Genomic DNA, 26,293 nt, shown 5'->3' with positions numbered 1-26,293 from the left:
AAATCCGTGGCACCCGGGCGGCGGCGGCGCTACGCTCCCCGCGATGAACCCTTTCCCTCCGCACAGATCGGGGGTCCCGTCCGCGCAAGGTGAGTGCTGATGACAGCCTCGCCCGCCGCCGGCGGAGTCCACCCCACCACGTCCTTCTGGGCAGGCGTGCGCCGTTACGCCGTGCCCGCGACCATGATCGAGACCGCGACCGCCCGCCGGCTCACCGGCGACTGGGCGGGGGCCTGTGCCGCCGCGGGCATCGACACCGACCTCCGGCTCCGCCCGCTGGCACGGGAGTACGGCAGGGAGTTCGCCGCCGCGCTGCGGGACGACCTCCGCCATCTCGCCCCCGACCTGCTCCGCTGGCACATGCCCAGGATCGCGCCCGACGGACTGCTGCGCCCCGGCCTGACCGTCTCGCTCGGCCGGTACGAGACCCACGGGCGGGGCGGGCCGCGGCCCGTGCACCTGGTGGCCCGCACCCCGCCCGCCTGGGCGGACGCCGGCCAGCGGATCGGCCTGGCGCTGTGGGACGCCGACCGCACCGGCGCCCGCGCGGGACCGCACCCCCATCCCCACCCGAGCCCCCGCTTCCGCCTGGACCTCCACCGCCATCTGTGGGACGCCCGCCGGAGCGGTGAGCTGCGCACCAGAGCCGGGTCCGGAGCGCCGGCGGACGACGCCCCGCTCCCGCCCGCCGACGGCGGGGGACGGCCGTGTGCCGCCGACCGCTGGGCGGACGAGGCGCGGATCCTGCTCCGCTCCGAAGGGCTGCCCGGCGGCGGCGTCCTCGTCCGGCTGACGGCCCGTCACCGGCTGCTGCTGGCAACGGAAGGCGGTGCCCTGCCCGGCGATCCTGTCCGGACACGGATCACGCCCGCCCCACCGGGGCGCGGCTCGGCGGCGCTTCCCGTCCTGCCCGACGCCGCCACCTGGGTGCCGCCCGACGTCGAACTGCTGCGCACCGGCGCGATCACGCCCGGCGCGCTGCACCCGCTGGTCGCCGCCGCCCTGGTGCCGGAGCACACCCCGCCCGGCCCGCACGGGGCAGCGGACCGGGACGGACGGCCCGATGCCGTCGACTGCCGCGGCGCCCGGCACCGGATCGCGCTCGTCGACGGGGTGCTCACCGCCGTCGACCACGACCCGGCGGAGATCCGGCGCGAGGAACTCCTCGCCGCGCTGGGCGGCCCGCCGCTGCCCTGCCTGCGGGCGATCGACGAGGCGCACCGCCGGCCGCAGGGCCTCACCGGCATCCGCGAACGGCTGGACCACGGCGACACCGGCGGAGCGCTGGCCGTCGTCGAGGCCCTGCTGGGATCCGCCGCGGTCCTCCCCGACGGCCCGCTGCTCGACGAACTCCACGACGCGGCCCGGCGCAGGATCACCTACGGCCTGTACCGGGCGGGCCTGATCGGCGACGGTCCCGTGCCGACACCGGCCCCCGCGGCCGGGCGGCGCCGCCGGGGACGCCGCCGACGCGACCGCGGCGTCCTCGAACGCCCCCGCCCGGACGGCGCGCGCACCCGTCCACGCCTCGCCCACCGCTGACCTCGCCCACCCGTCCCTCCGCGATGCCCCGCGCCCTGTGCCGCGGGAGCAGGCCCCCACGGGCCGCCCGCGTACCCGCCCGCCCCGCCCCGGCCCGCGTCCCCGGGCCGTCCGTCCACGGCCGCACCGGCCCTCGACCGACCCACAGGTGATCACCCATGCCCTCGTACCCGTCCGCAACCCCCGCCGGCACCCTTCCCGGCTCCGTGCCGCAACTCGACGTCGCCGGTGAGCTGCTGGCCCTGCTGCGCGACAGCACCACCGAACCGCGGCCCGACGACCAGCTGGAGGCCCTGACCCTCGCCGTCGCCGCCGACCTGCCCGTCCTGCTGTGGGGCGAGCCGGGGATCGGCAAGACCGCGGCGCTCACCCAGCTCGCCACCGCGCTGGACCTGCCCCTGACGACGGTGATCGCCAGTGTCCACGAGCCGTCCGACTTCTCCGGGCTGCCCGTCATCGGCGACGACCCGGCGGAGCAGGGCATCCCGATGGCACCGCCCGACTGGGCGGTGCGCCTCGTCCGGGCGGGGCGCGGCCTGCTGTTCCTCGACGAGCTGTCCACCGCGCCCCCGGCCGTCCAGGCGGCCCTGCTCCGGGTCGTCCTGGAGCGCCGGATCGGCGCCCTGACCCTGCCGCCCGGCGTCCGGGTCGTGGCGGCGGCCAACCCGCGCTCCTCGGCCGCCGACGGCTGGGAACTGAGCCCTCCGCTCGCCAACCGCTTCGTCCACCTCCAGTGGACCCACGACCACGACGTCGTCGTCCGCGGCCTCGGCGGGACCTGGCCCCGCGCCACACCGCCCCGGCTCGACCCCGCGAAGCTGCCCGGCGCGGTCGCCTTCGCCCGGCGTGCCGTGTGCGGGCTGCTGACCGCCCGCCCCGCGCTCGTGCACCGGCTGCCCGGCAGCGAGACCCGGCGCGGCGGTGCCTGGCCTTCGCCCCGGAGCTGGGAGGCGACCATCGCCCTGATCGCCTTCGCGACCGCGGCCGGATCCTCCCGCGAGGTCCTCTCCCAGCTGGTCAGGGGAACGGTCGGGGACGGCGCCGGCCTCGAACTCCTCGCGAGCATGGACCGGATGGACCTGCCCGACCCCGAGACACTGCTCGCCGACCCCGAGGGCGCCGAGCTGCCCGAACGCGGCGATCTGCGCCAGGCCGCGCTCGACGGTGTGGTCGCCGCCGTCCGAGCCCGCCCCGACCGGGCCCGCTGGGACGCGGCCTGGGCCCTGCTCGTCCATGCCCTGCGCACCGGCGCCCCGGACCTCGTCGTCGTCCCCGCCACCACCCTCGCCGCCCTCCGGCAGGACGACTGGGACGTGCCCGCGGCCGTCGAGCAGCTCGCCGGGGCGGTCGCCCTGTCGCGCACGGCGGACCGGGCGGCGGCCCGCGCCGCGGCCGGGGCCGGCCGGTGACGGCCCCGGTGACCGGCGACGCCGCCGGAGCGCTGGATCTGGACAAGCTCCTCGCCGCGCGGCTGTACGCGGTGCGGGCCCGGCCCTATCTGGCGACCGCGCTGTTCGCCCTCCACCCCGTCGCCTCCCGCCGCGTCCCGACGATGGCCGTCGACCGGCACTGGCGGTGCTACGCCTCACCGCTGTTCGTGGACCGCACACCGGTGGAGGACCTGGCCGGGGTGTGGGTGCACGAGGTCTCCCACCTGCTGCGCGACCACCACGGGCGCAGCGACCGCTACGCCCGAGGCCCCGGGGCCTTCGGACCGGCGGAGCGCCTGCGCATGAACATCGCCGCCGACTGCGAGATCAACGACGACGTCTTCGGCGACGGACTGGAACGGCCCGGCGGCGCCGTCCTGCCGGGCGACCTCGGACTCGGCCCGGGGGAGCTCATGGAGGACTACCTGCGCCAGTTCCGCCTCGGCCCGGTCACCGAGCACCTCGCCTGGCTGGACTGCGGCAGCGGTGCCGACGGCGCGGAACGCGACTGGGACCTCGGCCCCGACGGCGCCCACGGACTCAGCGCCCAGGAACGCGACGCCGTCCGCTTCCGGGTCGCCCAGGGCATCACCGGCCGGCCGGGCACCGGATCCCGCCAGTGGCGCCGGTGGGCCGAGGAGGCGTTCCACCCGCCGCAGCCCTGGCGCGACCTGCTGGGAGCCGCCCTGCGCTCGGCGGCCTCCGCGTCCGGAGCGGGGGAGGACTACACCTACGGCCGGCCGTCGCGGCGGTCGGCCGCGGTGCCGGGCGCCGTCCTGCCCGCCCTGCGCCGCAGACCGCCCCGGGTCACCGTCGTCGTCGACACCTCCGCCTCCGTCGGCGACACCGAACTCGGCAGCGCGCTGCTGGAGATCGCCGCCATCTCCCGCGCCGTGGGCGGGCGCAGGGACCTGGTGGGCGTGATCTCCTGCGACGCCGCGGCCGGCGTCGTCCACCCGCTGTGCCGCGCCGAGGGCATCCCGCTCACGGGCGGCGGCGGCACGGACCTGCGCAGCGGATTCGCCCGGGCGCTCGCCGCCCGGCCGGGACCCGACGTCGTGGTCGTCCTGACCGACGGCCAGACGCCCTGGCCGGACCGGCGGCCCCCGTGCCGGACGGTGGTGGGGCTGTTCCCCCGGCCGTACCCCGTCGCGGGTTGGGACGAGGACGACCCCGACGCCGTACCCGACCCGCCGCCCGCCTGGGCCCGGGTGGTGGAGATCGGCACGCCGTCCGGCGGCCGGTGAGCGGCCTCCCGCCCGCCCGGGAGCCGCGCGGCCGTGGCCGACAAGGCGCTGTTGACCCCCTCGGCCGCCGCGGCCGATTCTCGGGACACCGGCCCCGGACTCCGCACCCGGGACCCCGCCGACACAGGGAGACACACGATGACGGCCACGGCCGAACAGACGCCCGTCCCCTACCCGTTCAACGAGCCGGACGGCCTGGGGCTGGCGGACGCCTACCGCCGGGCACGGGAGAGCCCCGGTCTGATCCGGGTCCAGCTCGCCTACGGCGAGCCCGCCTGGCTCGCCACCCGGTACGCGGACGCGCGGCTGGTCCTCGGCGACCGCCGCTTCAGCCGTGCCGAAGCCCTCCGCCACGACGAACCCCGCCAGTCCGAGGGACGCCAGGACAGCGGCATCCTCAGCATGGACCCGCCCGGCCACACCCGGCTGCGCACCCTGGTGGCCAAGGCGTTCACCGTGCACCAGGTGGAGAAGCTGCGTCCGGCGGTCCGCGCCCTGACCCGCGACCTGCTCGACGGACTGGAGGCGCAGGGGCCGCCGGCCGATCTGGTGGAGGACTTCGCCCTGCCGATCCCGGTGGCCGTCATCTGCCGCATGCTCGGCGTGCCGGAGGAGGACCGCGCCCGCTTCCGGGTGTGGAGCGACGCGGCGCTGTCCACCAGTTCCCTGACCGCCGAGGAGTTCCTGCGCAGCCGGGACGAACTGCGCGCCTACATGCGGCTGCTGATCGAGGACCACCGGCGCAGCCCCCGCCCGGACCTGATGACGGGCCTGATCGAGGCCCGCGACACCGGGGACCGGCTGGACGAACAGGAACTGGTCGACCTCTGCGTCGGCATCCTCGTCGCCGGGCACGAGACCACGGCCACCCAGATCCCGAACTTCGTCCACGCCCTGCTCGACCACCCGGACCAGGCGAAACTGCTGCGCGAGCGCCCCGAGCTGATCCGCGGCGCCGTCGAGGAGCTGATGCGGTTCGTGCCCCTGGGCAGCGGAGCCGGCTTCCCCCGGTACGCCACCGAGGACGTGGAGGTCGGCGGCACGCTCGTCCGCGCGGGCGAGCCGGTGCTCGTGGCGGTGGGCGCCGCCAACCGCGACGCGCTGAAGTTCGACGCGCCCGGCCGCCTCGACGTCACCCGCTCCGGCGTCCAGCACCTGGGTTTCGGGCACGGTGTGCACCACTGCCTCGGCGCGCCGCTCGCACGGCTGGAACTCCAGGAGGCGCTGGAGGCGCTGCTGCTGCGGTTCCCCGCGCTGCACCTCGCGGGGGACGTGGCCTGGAAGAACCAGATGCTCGTGCGCGGCCCGCGGGTCATGCCGGTGGGGTGGTGAAGCGGTGACGTGGACCACGGAGGTGGACCGCGCGATGTGCATGGGCTCGGGCATGTGCGCCGGGATCGCGCCCGACCTCTACCGGCTCGGCGACGAGGACCGCGCGGAGCCCGTGGACGGCCGGATCCCCCCGGACGAACGCGCCCTCGACGCGGCGGACTCCTGCCCGGCCTCGGCGATCCTGGTGCGTGACGGCACCCGCCTGATCGGCCCGCGCCACTGACACGGCGGCCCGGCCCCGCGCGTGCGCGGGACCGGGCCGTGGTCGTGCTGCTCCCGCGGGGCGGCGCCGCCCCGCGAACCGTGCGGACCGGCCGCCGCCGGCCGGCCCGCACGCGTGGATCAGACCAGGTCGAACCGGTCGAGGTTCATGACCTTGTCCCACGCCGCGACGAAGTCGCGGGCGAACTTCTCCTTCGCGTCGTCGCTCGCGTAGACCTCCGCGAGCGCCCGCAGCTCGGAGTTCGACCCGAAGACGAGGTCGGCACGGCTGCCGGTCCACTTCACCTCGCCGGTGGCGGCGTCCCGGGCCTCGAAGACGTTCGCGTCGGCCGTCCCCGTCCAGGTGGTGCCCAGGTCGAGGAGGTTGACGAAGAAGTCGTTCGTCAGGGTCTCGGGGGACGAGGTGAGCACGCCCAGCGGCGAGCCGTCGGCGTTGGCGCCGAGCACCCGCAGACCGCCCACCAGGACCGTCATCTCCGGGGCGCTCAGGGTCAGCAGGTTCGCCCGGTCGAGCAGCAGGTACTCGGCAGGCAGCCGGCTGCCCTTGCCCAGGTGGTTGCGGAAGCCGTCGGCGGCCGGCTCCAGGGCGGCGAAGGACTCCACGTCCGTCTGCTCCTGCGAGGCGTCGACACGGCCCGGCGTGAACGGGACGGTGAGCTCGACGCCCGCGTCCTTCGCGGCCTGCTCGACGGCGGCGGCACCGGCGAGCACGATCAGGTCGGCGAGGGACACCCGCTTGCCGCCCGTCTGCGCGGAGTCGAAGGACGCCTTGACGCCCTCCAGGGTGCGCAGCACCGCGGCCAGCCGGTCCGGCCCGTTGACCTCCCAGCCGATCTGCGGCTGAAGACGCACGCGCGCGCCGTTGGCGCCGCCGCGCTTGTCGCTGCCCCGGAAGGAGGCGGCCGAGGCCCAGGCGGTGGACACGAGGTCCGACACCGTCAGGTCCGAGGCGAGGACCTGCGCCTTGAGGGCGGCGACGTCCGCGTCGTCGACGAGCTCGTGGTCCACCGCGGGGAGCGGGTCCTGCCACAGCAGCGTCTCGGACGGGACCTCGGGGCCGAGGTAGCGGGCGACCGGGCCCATGTCACGGTGCGTCAGCTTGAACCACGCCCGCGCGAACGCGTCCGCGAACGCGGCCGGGTTCTCGTGGAAGCGGCGGGAGATCTGCTCGTACGCCGGGTCGATGCGCAGCGACAGGTCGGTGGTGAGCATCGTCGGGGCGTGGGTCTTCGACGCGTCGTGGGCGTCGGGCACGGTGCCGGCGCCGGCACCGTCCTTCGGCCGCCACTGGTGCGCGCCGGCGGGGCTCTTGAACAGCTCCCACTCGTAGCCGAAGAGGATGTCGAAGAAGCTGTTGTCCCACGCCGTCGGGGTGTCGGTCCAGATGCCCTCCAGACCGCTGGTGATGGTGTCGCCGCCCTTGCCGGTGCCGTGGCTGTTGCGCCAGCCGAAGCCCTGCTCCTCGATCGGGGCGGCCTCCGGGTCGGGGCCGACGGCGTCCGCGGGGCCGGCGCCGTGGGTCTTGCCGAAGGTGTGGCCGCCGGCGATCAGCGCCACGGTCTCCTCGTCGTTCATCGCCATCCGGCGGAACGTCTCACGGATGTCACGGGCCGCGGCGAGCGGGTCCGGGGTGCCGTTGGGGCCCTCGGGGTTGACGTAGATCAGGCCCATCTGCACGGCGCCGAGCGGGCTTTCGAGCTGACGGTCGCCGGTGTAGCGCTCGTCGCCCAGCCAGGTGTTCTCGGGGCCCCAGTAGACGTCCTCCTCCGGCTCCCACACGTCCTCGCGGCCGCCGGCGAAGCCGAACGTCTCGAAGCCCATCGACTCCAGGGCCACGTTGCCGGCGAGGATCATGAGGTCGGCCCAGGACAGCGCCTGGCCGTACTTCTTCTTCACCGGCCACAGCAGACGGCGGGCCTTGTCGAGGTTGCCGTTGTCGGGCCAGCTGTTCAGCGGGGCGAAGCGCTGCTGGCCGGCTCCCGCACCGCCGCGGCCGTCGCTGATCCGGTAGGTGCCGGCGCTGTGCCAGGCCATCCGGACCATGAACGGGCCGTAGTGGCCGAAGTCGGCGGGCCACCAGTCCTGGGAGGTGGTGAGCACCTCCGCGATGTCGGCCTTCACGGCGGGCAGGTCGAGCGAGGTGAACGCCGCCGCGTAGTCGAAGTCCTCGCCCAGCGGGTTGGCCACGGCCGGGTTCTTGGCGAGGATCTTCACATTGAGCCGCTCGGACCACCACTGGCGGTTTCCGCCGCCCTGGGTCGGGTGGGGCGCGCGACCGTGCGCCACGGGGCAGCCACCGCCCTCCTCCGTCTTGGCGTCGGTGACGATCGCGTCGGGGTTCTCGACCATGGTGGATCCTTTCGGACGGGCGGGATCGTGGTGCGCGGGGTACGTCGCAGGCGCTCCGGGAACGGACTCCTGCCGCGCCGGGTGCTCCGCCTCCCTTGGCTATTGCCGGAACCGATCCTACGATGGACTCAGTCCAGGTCAAGAAGCTCGCGCGTTTCATACCCCATCGGGTTCCGGACATCTCCGGGTGAATTCCCGGTGCCCGGCGACGCCAGAAAGGGTGAACCGATATGAGTGACCTGCTGGAGCGGCTGCGGACACGCGGCTGGCGCGTGACCGCGCAGCGGCGCGTCGTCGCGGAAGTCCTCGACGGGGACCATGTGCACCTCACGGCCGACGAGGTGCACGCCCAGGCCGTGCTGAGGCTGCCCGAGATCTCCCGGGCCACCGTCTACAACACCCTGGGCGAACTGGTCGCGCTCGGGGAGGTGGTGGAGGTCTCCACCGACGGCCGGGCCAAGCGGTACGACCCCAACGCGCACCGCCCGCACCAGCACCTGGTCTGCTCCGGCTGCGGCATCATCCGCGACGTCCACCCCGCGGGCGACGCCCTCGCGGGGCTCACCGGGCTCCCGGCGGACGAGCGCTTCGGCTTCACCGTCGACGAGGTGCGGATCGTCTACCGGGGCCTCTGTCCCTCCTGCCGCTGACCTCCGGAGCGCGGCCTCCTGCCGCCGGCCGTCTGCCGTCGCCTGCCGGTTGCCGCCCCCCGGCCCGCCGGCATCGACGGCCGGCCGCCGGTGTCGGGTTCCGGTGCGTGCCGTGCCCGTCAGGTCTCGTGCAGCGGCGCGTACGCGTCCGCGGCGAGACCGAAGGTCCAGGCGACGCCCTCGCGGGCGGTGCGGGTGGCGGGCGGGACGCGCAGCCAGTACGTCCGGAAGGTGCCGTCCGGCTCCGCCGTGGAGTTGACCACCTCGACCATGACCACGTCCTCGTCACCGTCGAGCGGGATCCGCCACAGGACGCCGGTCCCGTCCCGGTGCAGCGGCTCGGCGCCCGACTCGGCGAGGTAGCGGTCGTAGCCGTAGAACTCCAGCATCACCCGGCGCAGCTCGGCGTTCTCCTCGGCGCGTATGCCCTCGGGGGTGAGGTCGCCGAGCCCGGCGAGGAACTCCGCGGGCACCGGCATGCCCCGCCAGGCGTGCAGTGCGAATCCGTCGGGGAAGGCGAGCGCCGGGCCGTCGCCCCGGTCCAGCCGGCCCGCCTCGTCCCGGTGCAGCTCGGCCGGGCGCTCGCAGATCACCGCGATGTCCTCGTACGGCCACCACCAGCCGGCGTGCCGGGCCACCGCCGCCAGTCCGTCCAGGGCGCCGCCCCGGCCGGCCAGCGCCGCGAGCCAGGCCGCGTCGTGCTGGCCGAGCACCGCGTCGAGCAGCCGCAGCCGCACGTCGGGCGTGTCGCCGAGCTCCTCGACGATCCCGGCCCGGATCCGGTCGGCCAGCGCACGGGCCGGCTCCCACAGCCGGGCACCCGTGGCCGCCCACAGCGCCGCGTAGCCGCCCGGGCCGGACTCGGCGTGCACACGGGCACGTTCGGACTCCCAGGGGCGGGTGCGGACCTGCTCGCGCACGCTGCGCCCGGTGACCTCGCCGCCGAGCAGCAGAGCCACCGCCGCGCGCGGCGATGCGGCCCACAGCACCCGGCCGGGCTCGGGCAGGCCGGCCGCACGGTAGGCCAGCCGGACTCCCGCCTCGGCGGCCGCGCGGTCGGCCGGCCCGGTGGCCGCGACCACCCCGCGCCAGTCGACGGCCCGGGGCCCGGTGGCGGCGGTGGTGCCCGGGGCGGCGGTCCGGGCGGGGGCGGGCGGAACGGTGGTCATGGAGGTGTCCTCACAGTCGTGTTCACGGTCGTCGGGGGTGCACAGGCGCGGGAGCGCCGCTCGCGGTCCTCGCCGGCGCGGTCAGTCCGCGACGACGCGCACCGCGCCGGGCACGTACTCGCGCTGGCGAACCACCCGGAACCAGCCCTTCGGCAGCGGTATCACCGCGTGCTCCTCGTGCACCACCCGCCCGCCCTGCGGCAGATGGAGCAGCTGGGGACCGAACTCCCCGCCCTCCCGCACCAGCCGCCCGGGCCCCGGCACGGCGTGCGCGTGGCCCGTCACCTCACCGAGCGCGAGCACCAGCCGCCCGCGCCCGTCCCGCGGCTCGCCCGCCTCTTCGGCCAACCGCGCCGGAACCTCCGCATCCGCGACGGGCACGATCAGGATGTCCCCCTGCCGGTACACAACTCTCCCCTCCCACCGGCCCGCTCGGACCGGTCGTTCCGGTGTTCCACGCTACGGCGGGGGTCCGACAACGGCCCCCGACGGCGTGCCGGAGGCACCGCCTCCTGGAGCGGGCGGGGCGTTGTCCCCACCGGGCGGGGGGCGTTGTCGGCGGGGCTTGGTAGAACTGACGTCGCCAGGTCCGAACACCGATTCCAGGAGCAGCGCGCATGACCATCGGGCACCACATGAGCGAGTGGGGCGGGCTCCCTGCCGTCGACTTCCCCGGGCCCGGCGAGAAGCCGGACGAGCCGCTGCCCGACGCGGGCTCCGTCGCCTGGCGGATCTCCGCGGACGTGTACGACGGCGAGGAGGAATGGCCCGCCGCCTTCGCCCGGTTCGCCGCGACGGTGGACCTCTCCGAGGTCCGGGCACTCGTCGTCGGCGGCTGGACCGAGGCCTACGACTCGTCCAACGAGGAGATCGTCGCGGCGCTCGTCGCCGCGGCGGACCGGATGCCGGGCCTGCGCGCCCTGTTCGTCGGGGACATCACGTACGAGGAGTGCGAGATCTCCTGGATCCACCAGTCCGACGTCACCCCGCTGCTGACCGCCTTCCCGCGCCTGGAGGCGTTCGGCGTGCGCGGCGGTGAGGGGCTGGTCTTCCCGCCCGTCGCCCACAGCGCGCTGCGGCTGCTGCGGATCGAGACCGGCGGCCTGCGGAAGGAGGTCGTCCGCGGCGTCGCCGACAGCGACCTCCCTGCGCTGGAGGACCTTGACCTGTGGCTCGGCGTCTCCTGGTACGGCGCGGACGCCCACGTGGCGGACCTGGAACCGTTCCTCACCGGAGGCAGACTGCCCGCGCTGCGGCGGCTCGCCCTGCGCAACAGCGAGATCCAGAGCGAGATCGCCACCGCCCTCGCGGGCGCCCCCGTCGTCGCCCGGCTCACCGAACTCGACCTCTCCATGGGCACCCTCGGCGACGAGGGCGCGGCCGCGCTGCTGGAGGGCCAGCCCCTCACCCATCTGCGCAGGCTCGACCTCCACCACCACTTCATCAGCGCCCCCGTCGCCGAGCGGCTGACCCAGGCTCTCGCCCCCTACGGCGTCGAGGTCGACCTCTCGGACGGCAACACCGGCCGGGGCGCCCGCGAGGACCGCTACACCGCGGTGGCCGAGTGAGCCCCGCCCCCGTCGCCGCACCGCCGTGCACGGCGATCGTGGGGCACCCCGGCCACCGCCGGGTCACCCTCTTCCAGGCGGCCCTGCGCGCCGCCGGCCACCCGCCGGCGCGCGTCGTCCCCTGGGCGCGGGTGCTCGCCGGCACCGCCCGGTTCCGGGACGGCGACGCGGTGCGCATCGAGTCGCCCGGCGAGGACCGGCCGACCGACCTGCTGCTGCGCGGCGTCACCGACCCGACCCGGGTCGAGGGCGGTGCCCGCTGGTACCGGTCCTTCCTGGCGGCCGTCGAGGGGATCGCCCACGGCGTGCGCGCCGCCGGGGGCACCCTGCTCGGCGAACCGGCCGAGCTGGCCGTGCTGTTCGACAAGCGGCAGTGCCACGCCGCGCTCGACCGCGCGGGCGTGCCCGTGCCGCCGTCCCCGACCTCGGGGGCGGCGGCGCCGGTGCGCGGCTGGCCCGACCTGCGCGCGCTGCTCGCCCGCCCCGGGCTGCGCCGGGTGTTCGTGAAGCCGGCGCACGGCTCGTCCGCGTCCGGGGTGATGGCCGTCGAGACGGGCGCCGGCGGCCGGATCCGCGCCACCACCTCGGTCGAGCGCACGTCCGGCGGCGCACTGCACAACTCGCTGCGCGTCAGGCGCTACGAGGACGAGCGGACGATCGGCGCCATCACCGACGCCCTCGCGCCCGACGGACTCCACGTCGAGCGCTGGCTGCCCAAGGCCTCCCAGCACGGCAGGTCGGCCGACCTGCGGGTGGTGGCCGTCGCGGGCCGCGCCACCCACGCCGTCGTCCGCACGGCCGCCGGGCCGCTGACCAACCTCCACCTCGGCGGCGCCCGCGGCGACCTCGACGAGGTGCGCGCCGCCGTCGCCGCGGCCGGTGCCTCCTTCGACGGCCTGCTGCGGATGTGCGAGGCCACCGCGGCGGTCTTCCCCGGCACCCCGTGCGTCGGCGTCGACGTGCTCCCGGCCACCGGGTGGCGGCGGTTCACCGTCGGCGAGGTCAACGCCTTCGGCGATCTGCTGCCCGGTCTCACCGGGCTGCCCGAGGGCCCCGCGGCGGGCGCCGACACGTACGCCGCCCAGGTGGCGGCGTACGCCCGGTCCCGGACCGCCCCCGCACCCGCGCGCCCATGACACCGGCGGCCCCGCCGCCGCCCGTACGACAGGACCACCCATGCACAGCCCACCCTCCGGCACCGGCCCCGTGAGCCCCGCCGCCCACCACCAGGCACCCGACGGCCCGCGGAGCCCCGCCGCCGCCCCTCGCCGGGCATCCGGCACCGACCTCCGCAACCCCGGGCCGCCCGACTCCCGCGAGGCGCCCGGCACGGACCTCCGCAACCCCGGGCCGCCCGACTCCCGCGAGGCGCCCGACATGCGGGAGGTCGTCGGCCGCGACGACATCCTCCTCGTCACCCTCGACACCCTGCGGTACGACGTCGCCCGCCGACTGGTCGCCGAGGGCCGCATCCCGCATCTGGCGGCCCACCTGCCCGGCGGCGCCTGGGAGCGCCGGCACGCGCCCGGCAGCTTCACCTACGCCTCGCACCAGGCGATGTTCGCCGGCTTCCTGCCGACGCCAGCCTCGCCCGGACCGCATCCCCGGCTGTTCGCCGCACGTTTCGCCGGGAGCGAGTCGACGGCCGAGCGCACCTGGGTGTTCGACACCCCCGACCTCGTCTCGGGCCTCGCCGAAGCCGGATACCGCACCGTCTGCGTCGGCGGCGTCGGGTTCTTCAACCGCAGGGACGCCCTCGGATCGGTGCTGCCCGGCATGTTCCAGGAAGCCCACTGGGAGCCCTCGTTCGGGGTCGCGTCGCCGACGTCCTTCGAGGAGCAGGTCGCCTGCGCGGAGGAGGTGGTGGCCCGGCTGCCGGTCGGCCGGCGGCTGTTCCTCTTCGTCAACGTCTCCGCCCTGCACCAGCCCAACTGGTTCCACGCCCCGGGCGCGAGCGCGGCCGACGGCGACTCGGTGGAGACCCACGCCGCCGCCCTGGAGTACGTCGACCGCCACATCGGGCGCCTCTTCGACGCGATGCGCAGCCGCCGCCGCTGCTTCGCCGTCGTCTGCTCCGACCACGGCACCACCTACGGGGACGGCGGCTACACCGGCCACCGGCTCGCCCACGACGCGGTGTGGACCGTCCCCTACGCGCACTTCTTCCTGGAGCAGGACGCTCCCGCCCCGCCGCCCGCCACCGCAGGAGCCCCGCGATGACCACGCCCACCACCACGAGCGCGCCCGCGGAGCCCGGCACCGCACCCGTCCGGCGGCCCTACGAGAGCTACGTCTACGCCTACCCCCACAAGACCGCCTACCGCCCGCTGGCGGACCGGCCCGCACTCGGCGAGCTGTGGGCCGGCCGGTCCAAGGACGCCCTCGCGCTCTACGCGCACATCCCGTTCTGCGAGGTCCGCTGCGGTTTCTGCAACCTCTTCACCCGGATCGGCGCCCCGGACGGGCTCACCGGGGCCTACCTCGACGCCCTGGAGCGGCAGGCGCGCGCCGTCCGCGACGCGCTCGCGGCGGACGGCGCGGACGTCCGGTTCGCCGCCGCGGCGTTCGGCGGCGGCACCCCCACCTTCCTCACCGCCGCCGAGCTGTCGCGCCTGTGCGACATCGCCGAGCACACCATGGGCGCCGATCTGCGGGCCGTGCCCCTGTCGGTGGAGGCGTCGCCGGCCACCGCGACCGCCGACCGGCTGTCCGTCCTCGCCGACCGCGGAACCACCCGGCTGAGCCTCGGCGTGCAGAGCTTCGTCGACGCCGAGGCCCGCTCAGCCGTCCGGCCGCAGAAGCGGGCCGAGGTCGAGGCCGCGCTCGGCCGCATCCGCGACGCCGCGATACCCGTGCTCAACATCGACCTCATCTACGGGATCGACGGCCAGAGCGAGGACACCTGGCGCGCCTCCCTGGAGGCGGCGCTCGCCTGGCGCCCCGAGGAGCTGTACCTTTACCCGCTCTACGTCCGCCCGCTCACCGGTCTCGGCCGCCTGCCCGAACCGCTCTCCGACGCGGCCTGGGACAGCCGGCGCCTCGCCCTGTACCGGTACGGCCGGGACCTGCTGCTCGACGCCGGGTACACCCAGGTCTCGATGCGGATGTTCCGGCGGTCCGGCGCCCCCGAGTCCTCGGCCGGCGACCACGCCTGCCAGACGGACGGCATGGTCGGACTCGGCTGCGGCGCCCGCTCCTACACCCCGGACCTGCACTACTCGTTCGACTACGCCGTGGACATGCGCCAGATCCGCACCATCGTCGACGACTACGTCGAGCGGACCGGGGCCGACTTCGCACGGGCCGACCACGGCCGCCGGATGGACGGCGACGAGGCCCGCCGCCGCCATCTGCTCCAGTCGCTGCTCCAGGCGGAGGGCATGCCCGTCGCCGCGTACACGGCACGGTTCGGCACCGGGCCGTGGGACGACTTCCCCGCCGAGCTCGCCGAGTTCGCCGCCCGGGGCTGGCTCGCCGACGACACCGCCGCGCCCGGCGCCCTGCGGCTGACGCCCGAGGGGCTCGCCCACTCCGACGCCGTCGGCCCGGCCCTCTTCTCACCCGCCGTCCGCGCGGCGATGGCCGCCTACGAGCGCAAGTGAGGGATGCCGGGATGGACCTGACACTGCTCTACCGCGGGCCGCTCGCCTCCTGCGACTACGACTGTCCCTACTGCCCGTTCGCCAAGCGCCGCGACACCCGGGCCGCGCTGACGGCCGACCGCGCGGCCCTGGAGCGCTTCACCGCGTGGGCGGCGGCGAACACGCGGGACCGGCTGTCGGTGCTGATCACGCCCTGGGGCGAAGGGCTGGTGCGCTCCTGGTACCGCCGGGCGCTCGTGGAGCTGTCGCATCTCCCGCACGTCCGCCGGGTCGCCATCCAGACCAACCTGTCCTGCCGGACGGCGTGGACCGCCGACGCCGACCGCGACACCCTCGCCCTGTGGTGCACCTACCACCCGGGCCAGACGCCCTACGACCGCTTCCTCGCCAAATGCCGCGAGCTGACGGCGGCGGGCGTGCGCCACAGCGTCGGGATGGTCGGCCTGCCGGACCATCTGGACGAGGCCCGCCGGCTGCGCGGCGACCTGCCCGCGGAGGTGTACCTCTGGATCAACGCCGCCGAGGGCCACCGCTACACCGACCCGGAGGCCGCCCGCTGGACGGAGATCGACCCGCTGTTCCCGTACAGCCGCCATCCCCACCGCTCGGCCGGACTGCCCTGCCGCACCGGCGAGTCGGTGGTGTCCGTCGACGGCGACGGCACGGTCCGGCGCTGCCACTTCGTCAAGGCCGAGCTGGGCAATCTGTACGACGGCAGCTACCGGGCGGCCCTGCGGCCCCGCGCCTGCCCGCTGGCGGTCTGCGACTGCCACATCGGCTACGTCCATCTGGAGACCCTGCCCCTCTACGACGTCTTCGCCGGCGGAGTGCTGGAACGCGTCCCCGCGGGCGGCTGAGCTCCGTGGTCGCCGACGGCGCCATCGGCCGGCGGCCCCCCGCCGCCGCCGCGCGCCGCCGAGGGCGACGGATCACCGTGCTCCCGGGCCGGGCCGTCGCCGCCCAGGGCCGTGAGTTCGGCCGCCAGCGACTCCAGCCAGTGCTCCACGTCGGTCAGCAGGGGCAGCGCCCTCGCGGGCACCGAGCGCTCCAGTTCCGCCGGGAGGCGCACCGGGGCGGCCCGCACACCGCCCGGCGGGAAGCGCGCCGCACCGACGAGCGCGGCCGCCGTGGCGTCCGCGGCCTCCCGCGCCCAGGCGGCCACGGCGGGGCCGACCACCTCGTCGGGCGCCTCCCGGGCCGCGTTGCGGGGCAGCCAGTGGGCGCCCACCAGGATGTGCACACCGCAGTTGATGGCCGCGGGCCAGTCGGGACCGCCGTCCCGGTGGCCGCCCCCGGGCTCGCTGCGGAACTGCGCGTAGGCGGCCTCGGCGAGACGCAGCCGGTGCAGGGTGTCCGGCCCCGCCCCGCCGCCCGCCTCGGGGGACTCCGCCGCACCGGCCCGCGGCGGCGCGACGGGCGGCAGCGCCGCCGCCACCGTGGCGGGGACCAGCGGCGCGGCCCGGCGCAGCATCCCGGACATGCCGCGCCGCACCTCGCCGGCCGCGCCGGCCGGCCAGGCCAGCACCCCGCAGACCAGGCCGATGCCGCAGCCGGTCAGCACGTCGACGGCCCGGGCCTCGCCGATGCGCCAGGTGATCGGGGCGAGCTGGGCGAAGGCCGTGGAGACGACCAGGGTGAACAGACCCTGGGCCCAGGCGAGCCCCGCCAGCGGCCCCACCGTGAAGGCCAGGACCATGGTCGGCGCCAGCAGCGCCGCGTACACGTCGGTGGCGCCGCCCGCCCACAGCACCAGCGCCCCGGCGGCCAGCGCGCCCGCCAGGGTGCCCACCGCGGCCGGGCGGACGGCCGTCCAGGTGGCCCCCGCGGTCGTGCGCCCGAGGGTGAGCACGGCGAGCAGCACCCAGAAGCCGTGGGACAGGTCCAGCGAACCGGCCACCAGCCGCGCCGCCCCCAGCCCGAGGGCGGTGCGCAGGGCGTTCTGGCAGACGACCGAGCGCAGCGTCATGTTGCCTCTCAGCCGGCGCAGCCAGAGCGACGCCGCCGACGGCGCCGCGTACCAGAGCTGCTGGGCCGGCAGCCCCGGGACGCGGCGCCGCCCGCCGATCCCGATGGACAGGGCGGCCCGCGCCGTGAGGGCCGACGCGGCCTGGGCGAGGACGGCCGACCGCCGTCGCAGGACGTCCGGAGGGACCGGCTCGCGGGCGTCCGCCGCCCGTGCGCGGGCGCGCAGGAAGTCCTCGACCATCTCCTCCAGCATCTCCGCCCCCGGCACGGGCCGTTCGCCGCGCAGGTTCCGTGCCATCAGGGCGCACTCGGCGGCGATCCCGGCGACCAGGTGCGCCGACACCGGGTCGCGGGCGGGCGGGGGAGCGGTTTGCTCGGCGGCGCGCGCGAGCTGGTCCAGCAGTCGCCGGGTCGCCGATCCCGTGTGCGCCAGCGCCCGGTCGGTGCGGCTCGCGCCGGTGGGCCGCACGGCCGGCGGCAGCCGGGACAGCCGCAGGGCCTGCCCGGCGGCGCGCAGCTCACCGGCCGGCGCGGGATCCGCCGGGCCGCCGCCGCCGCCGCCGCCCGGGCCGCCCGCCCCGCCGTGTCCAGCGCCCGGGCGACTCGTTCCCGGTAGCCGACGTCGCCGGGCGCGGGGAGCAGCCGCCACTCGCAGAGCGCCAGCAGCAGACAGCCGGCCGTCAGCCCCAGCAGCCGCTCGGGCAGGGTGTCCGGCGCGTAGGGCGGGAAGCAGGCCAGGATGTAGAAGAGCAGCAGCCCGGGGGCCACCCCGGCGGGTGCCGGGCCGCACACCGCCCCGAAGGCGAGCACGAAGCCGACCAGCAGCATCCCGGCGACCGCGGGAAGTGTCCCGACGGCCAGCGCGGTGCCGAGCGCGGTGAGCGCCGCGGCGATCGGCAGCACCCGCAGCACCACGAGGGCGCGGTCCCGGCCGCCGCCGGGGATCTGCGACAGGATGCCGAGGGCGATCGGCGCGAAGAGCGCGTACAGCGCCACGGCAGGCTCGTCCAGCAGGTACCGGGCGGTGTAGAACCCGGCACTCGCGGCGACGCTGACGCGCACCGCGCGGCGCACGGCCTGCACGCGGTCGGGGGACGAATGCCACCCGGGCATGGCGCTCCTCTCCGCGGCCCCGCCCCGGGACGCCCCCGCCGCCGTACTTCCCATTGTCGGCACGCACGCGCGCCTGTCATCGCGACCGCGGGCCCGCCGCTCCCCGGGGCGTGCGGGATCTCCGCAACCGCGCCGCGAGGCGGCGCGTCGTCGACGCCGCCGGCCGCGGGCACGGCCGGCGCGGCGGACCGAGGGGGACGTGTCGGCCTGACCGGCGGGGCCGGCCGGCCCGGCCGCCGTGGTGACGATCAGACGGACCGCCGTCCACCGGGCCGCAGGGGCCCGCGACGGCCGCGCTCCACCGGGGCGACGCCCCGTACGCGCCCTGGACGGCCGCCGTCCGCCCCGGGGCCGGGCCCCGGGGCGGACGGTGTGGTCCGGGCGGACGGGCGGACGCCGGTGCGCTCCCGCCGGAACTCCTACCAGATCGAGTCGACCCATTCCGGATGGTCGATGAAGGGGTTGCGGTTCTTCTGGATGCCGAATATCGCCTCGTTGCGGTTCTGCTCCAGGGAGTCGGGCGGGTCCTCGGCGCTCCACTGCTTGAGCACCGAGAGGCGGCCGATCGCGGGAGCCGAGCCGTTGTCCACCTGGTCGTTGGGTTCGAGGTCGGCGAAGCCGTCGTCGCCGTCGTAGCGGACGGCCATGTAGAGGATCATGCGGGCGACATCGCCCTTGACGGCGTCGCGCGGTTCGAAGGAGTCGTCGTCGGTGTAGTTGCCGGGTGCCTCGCCGACCTCGCCGCCGCCGTTGTCGAAGTCCTTGTTGCCGCGGGTGGAGTTGACCGAGACGTCGGTCGGCCGCAGATGGTGGATGTCGGTGCCGGGGCCGGTCGCCGTGCCGAAGTCGCCGTGGGACTTGGCCCAGACGTGCTCACGGTTCCACTGGTCCTCGCCGCCGCCGTTGTCGGACTTCGGCAGGGAACGGCCGGTGTAGAGGTCGATCACCTTCGACGCGTCGGCCGGATCCTCGTCCGTGGTCTTCAGCGCGTCCCACACCTGGTCGTAGGAGAGCTTGGTCTGCTCGCCGACGATGGTGTGCAGGGCGGCCTTGAGGTCGGCGCCGGACTTGCCGAGCGCGTCCTGGTAGTAGGTGTCGTCGAGGGCGGTGGCCGCGCTCGCCGCGGGGGAGTGGTCCTGCTGGGTCGCCACGGCGGCCGAGGGCACGGCCACGGCGGCGACGGCGAGCAGGACGGCGGCCGAGCGCCGGCGGCGCCGGCGGGTGGTCGGACGATGAGCGGACATGTGTGGGGGAGTCCTCTCCTGTTCGGAGCCGCCCGTCCGGCGGCGGAGCACGGACGCGGACGGGACGGCCGGGGTGTTCGAACTCGGGAGAATGTCACGCGCATGACAGCGTCGGGTGGACACCTTGCGCCCATGTCGTGCCGAGGCGGTGAATCCGGGCGGCCGGCGGCGGTCCCGCCCGTTCCCGGCGGCCCGGGTTGACCTTGCCGCAACGTCAACTTCTACCGTTCCGGTCATGGAGTGGTCGATCCAGGACATCGCGCGCCGCGCCGGCACCACCAGCAGGACGCTGCGCCACTACGGCGAACTCGGGCTGCTGGCCCCGAGCCGCGTCGGCGGCAACGGCTACCGGTACTACGGGCAGGAGGAGCTGGTGCGCCTCCAGCGCATCCTGCTGCTGCGCCGTCTCGGCCTGTCGCTGCCGGCGATCGCCGAGGTACTCGCCGGGGAGCAGGAGACCGCCGAGGCCCTGCGGACACACCTGGAACTGCTGGAACAGGAACGCGAACGCATCGGACGGCAGATCGCCGCCGTGCGGACCACTCTGGAGAAGACGACGCGAGGAGAGCGGCTCATGCCCGAGGAAGTACTGGACGGCTTCGACCACACACGGTACGAGCAGGAGGTCACCGAACGCTGGGGCCGCGAGGCCTACGCGAGCGGCGACCGGTGGTGGCGCTCGCTCACCGACGAGGAGAAACGCGGCTTCAAGGAACGGCAGGAGGCCATCGCGGCCGACTTCGCCGCGGCCTTCACCGCGGGCCGGGCGCCGGACGACGACGAGGTCCAGGACATCGCGCGGCGCCACTGCGACTGGCTCTCCGGACCGGTCCGCGTCACCCGCCCCTACGTCATCGGGCTCGGCGAACTCTACGTCGGCGACCCGCGTTTCGGCGTCCACTACGACCGGCACGCCGAGGGCACGGCGGCGTTCGTCCGCGACGCGCTCACCGTCTACGCGGAGCGCCGGCTCGACGGCTGAACCGCCGCCGGACCGCCGCCCGGCAACTCCCCCCGCCCCGGGGCCGGTCACGGTCCCGGGGCGGGGGGCTGCCGGGGCCCGGACGTGGCGAGGAGGGGTGTCCGGAGCCGCATAAGGTGATCCGCATGTCTGCCTCATTGAGCCCTGCGAGAACCCGTGCCGCACTCCGTGCGTCGGCGCGCATATCGATGGAGATGCTGCTGGTCCTCGTGGGGACCGCGGTGGTGCTCTGGCTTCTCGGCCGTATGTGGTCGGTCGTCTGGCCCCTCGTCGTCGGCCTGCTCCTCACCACGCTGACCTGGCCCTTCGCACGCTTCCTGCGTCGGCACGGCTGGCCGCCCGCCCTCGCGGCCTCCGTGGTCACCGTGCTGTTCCTCGCGGTCACCGCCGGCGCCGTCGCCCTGATCGCCGTCCCGGTGGCCTCGCAGTCCGGCGAGCTGGCCGACGGGGTGGTCGAGGGCATCCAGCGGGTGCGCGAATGGGCCGCCGGTCCGCCGCTGAACATCGGCGACGACCAGATCACCACCGCGCTCGACTCCGCGACCGCACGCCTCCAGGACAGCGTCGGCAGCATCTTCACCACCCTCGCCACCGGCGTGGGCACCGTGGTCAACGGCGTGGTGACCGCCGTCCTCGCGCTCTTCCTGATGTTCTTCTTCCTCAAGGACGGCCCCCGCTTCCTGCCGTGGCTCGCCCGGCAGCTCCCCGGCCGCCTCGCGGCCGACGTCCCCACCGTGGCGGAGCGCGGCTGGGACACCCTGGGGGCCTTCGTCCGCTCCCAGGCGGCGGTCGGCCTGCTGGACGCCGTCCTCATCGGCATCGGACTGTGGGTCCTGGACGTCCCGCTGGTGTTCCCGCTGGCCGTGCTCACCTTCCTCTGCGCGTTCGTGCCCATCATCGGCGCCCTGTTCGCGGGCTTCGTCGCCGTGCTCATCGCGCTGGTGTCGAACGGTGTGACGGACGCGCTGATCGTGCTGGCCGTCATCGTCGTGGTGCAGCAGCTCGAGGGCAACGTCTTCCAGCCCATGATCCAGAGCCGCGGGCTGGGCCTCCACGCCGGTGTGGTCCTGCTCGCCGTGACCCTGGGCGGCAGCCTGGCCGGCATCGTCGGCAGCCTGCTCGCCGTCCCCGCCGCCGCGCTGATCGCGGTGGTCTGGAACTACGTGCGCGAGCAGCTCACCGACCCGCCCTCCGGACCGGAAGGCGGTCCGGACGCCGACCCCGAGACCGACCCGGAACCGGCCCGCGCCGCCCTCGCCTCCTGACCGGACGGCCGCCCGCCCCGCCCCGGCCCCGACCGCCCCGCCACGCCCGGCGCACTCCGTGCCCCGGCCGCCGTGGCGGGGCGTCGTCGTGTGAAGCGTGTCTCAGGCCCGGGGCCTCCCTTGTCTATGCAACGAGTTGCATAGCAGGATCGCGGCATGGCCCTCGAGCACGCGATCCTCGTCTCCCTGCTGGAGAAGCCCGGCTCCGGCTACGAGCTGGCCCGGCGCTTCGAGCGGTCCATCGGCTACTTCTGGACCGCCACCCACCAGCAGATCTACCGCGTCCTCAAGCGCATGGCCGCCGACGGCTGGGTCGACGTGCTCGACGTGGCACAGCAGGGGCGGCCGGACAAGAAGGAGTACTCGGTGTCGCCGGCCGGCCGCTCCGCCCTCGCGGGCTGGCTCCACGAACCGATCGAACCGGAGAGCGTGCGCCACGAGATCGCCGTCAAGATCCGCGGTGCCGCGTTCGACGAGCCGGCCGGACTGATCGCCGAGGTCGAACGCCACCGCCGGATGCACGAGGACCAGCTCGCCCACTATCTCGCGGGGCAGGCACGCGACTTCCCGCCCGGCACCGGCGAGGGGCCGCCCGGCGCGGCGCCCGACCCCGGACGGGAGCTCCAGCACGCCGTGCTGCGCGGCGGCATCGCCTACGAACGGATGATGACCGCCTGGCTCGACGACGTCCTGGACACCCTGCGCCGGCTCGGGCCCGGCGGCTGAGCGCCCGCCCGCACCCCCGACTTCCCCCCGACCACGACCGACCCCGTCCGGAAGGCGCCCGCACCATGAGCGACCCGCTGCTGTTCAACCCCCGCACCTACGACCCGGCCCACTTCGACCCCGAGACCCGCAGGCTGCTGCGCGCGACGGTCGACTGGTTCGAGAGCCGCGGCAAGCGGCGGCTGATCGAGGACTACCGCACCCGCGCGTGGCTGGGCGACTTCCTCGACTTCGCGGCCCGGGAGGGGCTGTTCGCGACCTTCCTCACCCCCGAGGCCGAGGGGGCCGGCGACCCGGACAAGCGCTGGGACACCGCCAGGATCGCCGCCCTCAACGAGATCCTCGGCTTCTACGGCCTCGACTACTGGTACGCCTGGCAGGTCACCGTCCTCGGCCTCGGGCCGGTATGGCAGAGCGACAACGCGGCCGCCCGCGCCCGCGCCGCCGACCTGCTCGCCCAGGGCGAGGTGTTCGCCTTCGGCCTGTCGGAGAAGGCCCACGGCGCCGACATCTACTCGACGGACATGCTGCTGGAGCCCGACGGCGAGGGCGGCTTCCGGGCGAACGGATCCAAGTACTACATCGGCAACGGCAACAAGGCCGGCCTGGTGTCGGTCTTCGGCCGCCGCACCGATGTGGAGGGCCCCGACGGCTACGTCTTCTTCGCCGCCGACAGCCGCCACGACGCCTACCACCTGGTCAAGAACGTCGTCGACTCCTCCAAGTACGTCAGCGAGTTCCGCCTCCGGGACTACCCGGTCGCGCCGCAGGACGTGCTGCACACCGGGCGGGCCGCCTTCGACGCCGCGCTCAACACCGTCAACGTCGGCAAGTTCAACCTCTGCACCGCCTCCATCGGCATCTGCGAGCACGCGATGTACGAGGCGGTCACCCACGCCCACAACCGGATCCTCTACGGCCGGCCCGTCACCGCCTTCCCGCACGTGCGGCGCGAGCTGACGGACGCCTATGTGCGGCTCGCCGGGATGAAGCTCTTCAGCGACCGCGCCGTCGACTACTTCCGCACCGCCGGGCCGGACGACCGGCGCTACCTCCTCTTCAACCCGATGACGAAGATGAAGGTGACGACCGAGGGGGAGAAGGTCGTCGACCTCCTCTGGGACGTCATCGCCGCCAAGGGATTCGAGAAGGACACCTACTTCGGCCAGGCCGCCGTCGAGATCCGCGGCCTGCCCAAGCTGGAGGGGACGGTCCACGTCAACCTGGCGCTGATCCTGAAGTTCCTCCGCAACCACCTGCTGGACCCCGCGGAGTTCCCGCCGGTGCCCACCCGCCACGACGCCGCCGACGACGGCTTCCTCTTCCGCCAGGGCCCCGCGCGCGGTCTGGGCTCGGTCCGGTTCCACGACTGGCGGCCGGCCTTCGACGCCCACAAGCACCTGCCCAACGTCGCCCGCTTCCGCGAGCAGGCGGACGCCCTGTGCGAGTTCGTCCGCACCGCCGCCCCCGGCGAGGAGCAGAGCCGCGACCTCGACCTGCTGCTGGCGGTGGGCCAGTTGTTCGCCCTCGTGGTCCACGGGCAGCTCGTCCTGGAGCAGGCGGGCGCCACGGGCACCGACGAGGACGTGCTCGACGAGCTGTTCGCCGTGCTCGTCCGCGACTTCTCGGCCTACGCCGTCGACCTCCACGGCAAGGACTCCGCCACCGCCGCGCAGCAGGACTGGGCGCTGGGCGCCGTCCGCCGCCCGGTCGTCGACGAGAACCGCTCGGCACGCGTGTGGGCGCGCGTGGAGTCCCTCTCGGGCACGTACGAGATGGCGCCGTAACGGCGCACGGGCCGGTGCTGGGCGGTGTGCCCGGCCCGCACCGGCCCGCCGGGCGTGGCCGTGTGCCCGCCCCGCATTGGCGCACCGCGGTGCGGCCGTGCGCCCGTACCGCTCCGCCCCGCCGTGCACCGTCGTCCCCGGCCCGCATTGGCGCACCGCGGTGCGGCCGTGCGCCCGTACCGCTCCAGCCCGCCGTGCACCGCGTCGTCCCCGGCCCGCTCCGGCCCGCTGCGGTGCGCCGTCGTCCCCTGTCCCCCCTGTCGCCCCGGCGCCGCGGATACGACGGCGCCGGGTGTCTCCTGCCGGCAGGAGACACCCGGCGCCCGTGAGCGGTCCGGGTCAGCCGACCCGGGCGGCCTCGGTGCCGCCGGCGCCCGGTCCGCCCTCGCGCGGCCCGGTCCCGGCGGCGGCCGGCTCCGCGACGGCGGCATCGGCGGCCGGGGTGCCCGCGGCCGCCGCCTCCTCCGCGAGGCGCTCCATGCCGCTGGTGGTCTTCAGCGGCTTCTCCTTGATGAACACCACCGCGACCAGCGCCAGCAGCGCGAACGGCGTCGCGATCAGGAACAGGTCGGCGGTGGCCACCCCGTACGCGTGCTCCACGACGGCGCGCACCGGCTCGGGCAGGGTCGACATGTCCGGGACGGCCCCGTGCCCGGCGGCCCCGCCGCCGGCGGTGGCCATCCCGCCCTCCTCGAAGCCCTTGGTCATCTCACTGGCGACCCGGTTGGCCAGGATCGCGCCGAGCACACTGGTGCCGACGGTCCCGCCCATGCTGCGGAAGAACGACAGCACGGAGGTCGCCGCGCCCAGCTCCGCCGCGGGGACGTCGTTCTGCGCGGCGAGCACGAGGTTCTGCATCAGCAGACCCACACCGATGCCGAGCACGGCCATGTACAGGCTGAGCAGCCCGAAGCCGGTGTCCGCGTCGATGGTGGAGAGCAGCGCGAGCCCGGCCGCCATCACGACCGCGCCGGCCACCAGGTACACCTTCCACCGGCCGGTGGCGCTGATGATCTGGCCCGCGATGGTGGAGGAGACCAGCAGGCCGAGGATCATCGGCAGGCTCATCAGGCCCGCGACGGTCGGCGACTTGCCGAGGGACACCTGGAAGTACTGCGACAGGAAGACCGTGCCGCCGAACATGGCCACGCCGACCAGCAGGCTGGCGACGGTGGTGAGGGTGACGGTGCGGTTGCGGAAGATCGTGAGCGGGATGATCGGTTCCGGCACCCGCGCCTCGACCCAGACCGCGGCGGCGAGCAGGAGCACACCGCCACCGGTGAGCGCGGCGGTCTGCCAGGACGCCCAGTCGAAGCTGTTGCCGGCCAGCGACACCCAGATCAGCAGGGCGCAGACACCGGCGACCAGCAGGAACGCGCCCAGGTAGTCGATCTTGGCGTCACGGCGCCGGACGGTGGGCAGCTTGAGCGTGCGCTGGAGCAGCACGATCGCCAGCAGCGCGAACGGCACGCCGATGAAGAAGCACCAGCGCCAGCCGAGCCACGAGGTGTCCACCATGACACCGCCGATCAGCGGTCCGGCCACGGTGCCCACGGCGAAGACGGCGCCGAAGATGCCGGCGTACTTGCCGAGCCGCCGCGGCGGGATCACGGCGGCCATGACGACCTGCGCCAGGGCGGTCAGCCCACCCGCGCCGATGCCCTGGACGACGCGGCTGAAGATCAGCAGCTCGACGCCGTGGGAGAAGCCGGCCAGCAGCGACCCGACGACGAACATGCCGAGGGAGAGCTGGAGCAGCAGCTTCTTGTTGTAGAGGTCCGACAGCTTGCCCCAGAGCGGCACGGTGGCCGTCATGGCGAGCAGTTCGGAGACGACGACCCAGGTGTAGGCCGACTGGCTGGCCCCCAGGTCGGCGATGATCCGGGGCAGCGCGTTGGCCACCACGGTGCCGGCCAGGATGGCGACGAACATGCCGGCCATCAGGCCCGACATGGCCTGGAGTATCTGGCGTTCGGTCATGGACGTGGGTGGCGCCTCGGCGGGCGCCGGTGTTGCGGTCACGACATCTCTCTCGGTGGGTCGGTTGCTGTCGGTCGGGGAGGTCCCGGGAGCGGTGAATGCCCCAGGCAACCACCAGTC

The 26,293-nt window shown here is 75.2% G+C and carries 22 protein-coding genes; 15 read left to right on the top strand and 7 right to left on the bottom strand.

Annotated features, from left to right (window positions below; genetic code table 11):
• Positions 1–99 precede the first annotated feature (99 nt).
• From JE024_RS01295 to JE024_RS01275, 5 genes are all read left to right on the top strand, one after another.
• On the top strand, positions 100–1,542 hold the full coding sequence (locus JE024_RS01295; protein ID WP_205371780.1) for a hypothetical protein: 1,443 nt from the start codon (positions 100–102) through the stop codon (positions 1,540–1,542).
• Between the two features lie 158 nt (positions 1,543–1,700).
• The gene (locus JE024_RS01290; RefSeq protein WP_205371779.1) at positions 1,701–2,951 is read left to right on the top strand and encodes an AAA family ATPase; all 1,251 of its coding nucleotides are present in this window, start codon (positions 1,701–1,703) and stop codon (positions 2,949–2,951) included.
• Complete coding sequence (locus JE024_RS01285; RefSeq protein WP_244882494.1) at positions 2,948–4,219, top strand: vWA domain-containing protein; 1,272 nt, start codon at positions 2,948–2,950, stop codon at positions 4,217–4,219. Before JE024_RS01290 ends, JE024_RS01285 begins: the two co-directional genes overlap by 4 nt.
• 138 nt (positions 4,220–4,357) lie before the next feature.
• Positions 4,358–5,551: a cytochrome P450 gene (locus JE024_RS01280; RefSeq protein WP_205371778.1), complete on the top strand. Its 1,194-nt coding sequence runs from the start codon at positions 4,358–4,360 to the stop codon at positions 5,549–5,551.
• Between the two features lie 34 nt (positions 5,552–5,585).
• Complete coding sequence (locus JE024_RS01275) at positions 5,586–5,774, top strand: ferredoxin (protein ID WP_205376299.1); 189 nt, start codon at positions 5,586–5,588, stop codon at positions 5,772–5,774.
• A gap of 119 nt (positions 5,775–5,893) precedes the next feature.
• Here the strand turns inward: JE024_RS01275 and katG are convergent, their stop codons facing one another.
• Positions 5,894–8,122 (bottom strand): catalase/peroxidase HPI, encoded by a 2,229-nt coding sequence (gene katG, locus JE024_RS01270; protein ID WP_205371777.1) that lies wholly within the window; start codon positions 8,120–8,122, stop codon positions 5,894–5,896.
• Positions 8,123–8,352: 230 nt separating this feature from the next.
• Here katG and JE024_RS01265 point away from each other — a divergent pair, with 230 nt between their 5' ends.
• Positions 8,353–8,772, top strand: a complete 420-nt coding sequence (locus JE024_RS01265; protein WP_205371776.1) for a Fur family transcriptional regulator — start codon at positions 8,353–8,355, stop codon at positions 8,770–8,772.
• 119 nt (positions 8,773–8,891) lie between these two features.
• Here JE024_RS01265 and JE024_RS01260 read toward each other — a convergent pair whose 3' ends face one another.
• Both JE024_RS01260 and JE024_RS01255 read right to left on the bottom strand, forming a co-directional pair.
• On the bottom strand, positions 8,892–9,941 hold the full coding sequence (locus tag JE024_RS01260) for a DUF6745 domain-containing protein (protein WP_244882492.1): 1,050 nt from the start codon (positions 9,939–9,941) through the stop codon (positions 8,892–8,894).
• An 81-nt stretch (positions 9,942–10,022) separates the two neighbouring features.
• Positions 10,023–10,349, bottom strand: a complete 327-nt coding sequence (locus JE024_RS01255) for a DUF8820 family protein (protein WP_205371775.1) — start codon at positions 10,347–10,349, stop codon at positions 10,023–10,025.
• 209 nt (positions 10,350–10,558) lie between these two features.
• Between JE024_RS01255 and JE024_RS01250 the strand changes: the two genes are divergently transcribed.
• The 5 genes from JE024_RS01250 to JE024_RS01230 all read left to right on the top strand — a co-directional run bounded on the left by JE024_RS01250 (position 10,559) and on the right by JE024_RS01230 (position 15,968).
• The gene (locus tag JE024_RS01250; protein WP_205371774.1) at positions 10,559–11,509 is read left to right on the top strand and encodes an STM4015 family protein; all 951 of its coding nucleotides are present in this window, start codon (positions 10,559–10,561) and stop codon (positions 11,507–11,509) included.
• Positions 11,506–12,645, top strand: coding sequence for an STM4014 family protein (locus tag JE024_RS01245; RefSeq protein ID WP_205371773.1), 1,140 nt, complete (start codon positions 11,506–11,508; stop codon positions 12,643–12,645). The genes JE024_RS01250 and JE024_RS01245 overlap by 4 nt, the downstream gene beginning before the upstream one ends.
• A gap of 241 nt (positions 12,646–12,886) precedes the next feature.
• A complete protein-coding gene (locus tag JE024_RS01240) occupies positions 12,887–13,729 on the top strand; it encodes an STM4013/SEN3800 family hydrolase (protein ID WP_205376297.1) in 843 nt (280 codons plus the stop codon).
• Positions 13,726–15,111: an STM4012 family radical SAM protein gene (locus JE024_RS01235; RefSeq protein ID WP_205371772.1), complete on the top strand. Its 1,386-nt coding sequence runs from the start codon at positions 13,726–13,728 to the stop codon at positions 15,109–15,111. The genes JE024_RS01240 and JE024_RS01235 overlap by 4 nt, the downstream gene beginning before the upstream one ends.
• 11 nt (positions 15,112–15,122) lie before the next feature.
• The gene (locus JE024_RS01230) at positions 15,123–15,968 is read left to right on the top strand and encodes an STM4011 family radical SAM protein (RefSeq protein ID WP_205371771.1); all 846 of its coding nucleotides are present in this window, start codon (positions 15,123–15,125) and stop codon (positions 15,966–15,968) included.
• Here the strand turns inward: JE024_RS01230 and JE024_RS01225 are convergent.
• From JE024_RS01225 to JE024_RS01220, 3 genes are all read right to left on the bottom strand, one after another.
• Positions 15,917–17,419, bottom strand: a complete 1,503-nt coding sequence (locus JE024_RS01225) for an FUSC family protein (RefSeq protein ID WP_244882490.1) — start codon at positions 17,417–17,419, stop codon at positions 15,917–15,919. The two genes, JE024_RS01230 and JE024_RS01225, sit on opposite strands and share 52 nt — an antisense overlap.
• The gene (locus JE024_RS40805) at positions 17,374–18,189 is read right to left on the bottom strand and encodes a hypothetical protein (protein WP_244882488.1); all 816 of its coding nucleotides are present in this window, start codon (positions 18,187–18,189) and stop codon (positions 17,374–17,376) included. The genes JE024_RS01225 and JE024_RS40805 overlap by 46 nt, the downstream gene beginning before the upstream one ends.
• Before the next feature lie 419 nt (positions 18,190–18,608).
• Complete coding sequence (locus JE024_RS01220) at positions 18,609–19,433, bottom strand: endonuclease I family protein (RefSeq protein ID WP_205371770.1); 825 nt, start codon at positions 19,431–19,433, stop codon at positions 18,609–18,611.
• 235 nt (positions 19,434–19,668) lie between these two features.
• On the opposite strand from JE024_RS01220, the gene JE024_RS01215 reads away from it, so the two are divergent.
• The 4 genes from JE024_RS01215 to JE024_RS01200 all read left to right on the top strand — a co-directional run bounded on the left by JE024_RS01215 (position 19,669) and on the right by JE024_RS01200 (position 24,193).
• The gene (locus JE024_RS01215; protein ID WP_205371769.1) at positions 19,669–20,415 is read left to right on the top strand and encodes a MerR family transcriptional regulator; all 747 of its coding nucleotides are present in this window, start codon (positions 19,669–19,671) and stop codon (positions 20,413–20,415) included.
• Positions 20,416–20,540: 125 nt separating this feature from the next.
• Positions 20,541–21,680: an AI-2E family transporter gene (locus tag JE024_RS01210; protein WP_205371768.1), complete on the top strand. Its 1,140-nt coding sequence runs from the start codon at positions 20,541–20,543 to the stop codon at positions 21,678–21,680.
• Between the two features lie 156 nt (positions 21,681–21,836).
• On the top strand, positions 21,837–22,406 hold the full coding sequence (locus tag JE024_RS01205) for a PadR family transcriptional regulator (RefSeq protein ID WP_205371767.1): 570 nt from the start codon (positions 21,837–21,839) through the stop codon (positions 22,404–22,406).
• A 65-nt stretch (positions 22,407–22,471) separates the two neighbouring features.
• Positions 22,472–24,193: an acyl-CoA dehydrogenase family protein gene (locus JE024_RS01200; protein WP_205371766.1), complete on the top strand. Its 1,722-nt coding sequence runs from the start codon at positions 22,472–22,474 to the stop codon at positions 24,191–24,193.
• Between the two features lie 339 nt (positions 24,194–24,532).
• Here the strand turns inward: JE024_RS01200 and JE024_RS01195 are convergent, their stop codons facing one another.
• Positions 24,533–26,173: an MDR family MFS transporter gene (locus tag JE024_RS01195; protein WP_205376296.1), complete on the bottom strand. Its 1,641-nt coding sequence runs from the start codon at positions 26,171–26,173 to the stop codon at positions 24,533–24,535.
• Positions 26,174–26,293: the final 120 nt, after the last annotated feature.

The organism is Streptomyces zhihengii (genome assembly GCF_016919245.1).
Classification (GTDB): Bacteria; Actinomycetota; Actinomycetes; order Streptomycetales; family Streptomycetaceae; genus Streptomyces; species Streptomyces zhihengii.
This window is presented reverse-complemented; position numbering and strand designations above follow the sequence as displayed.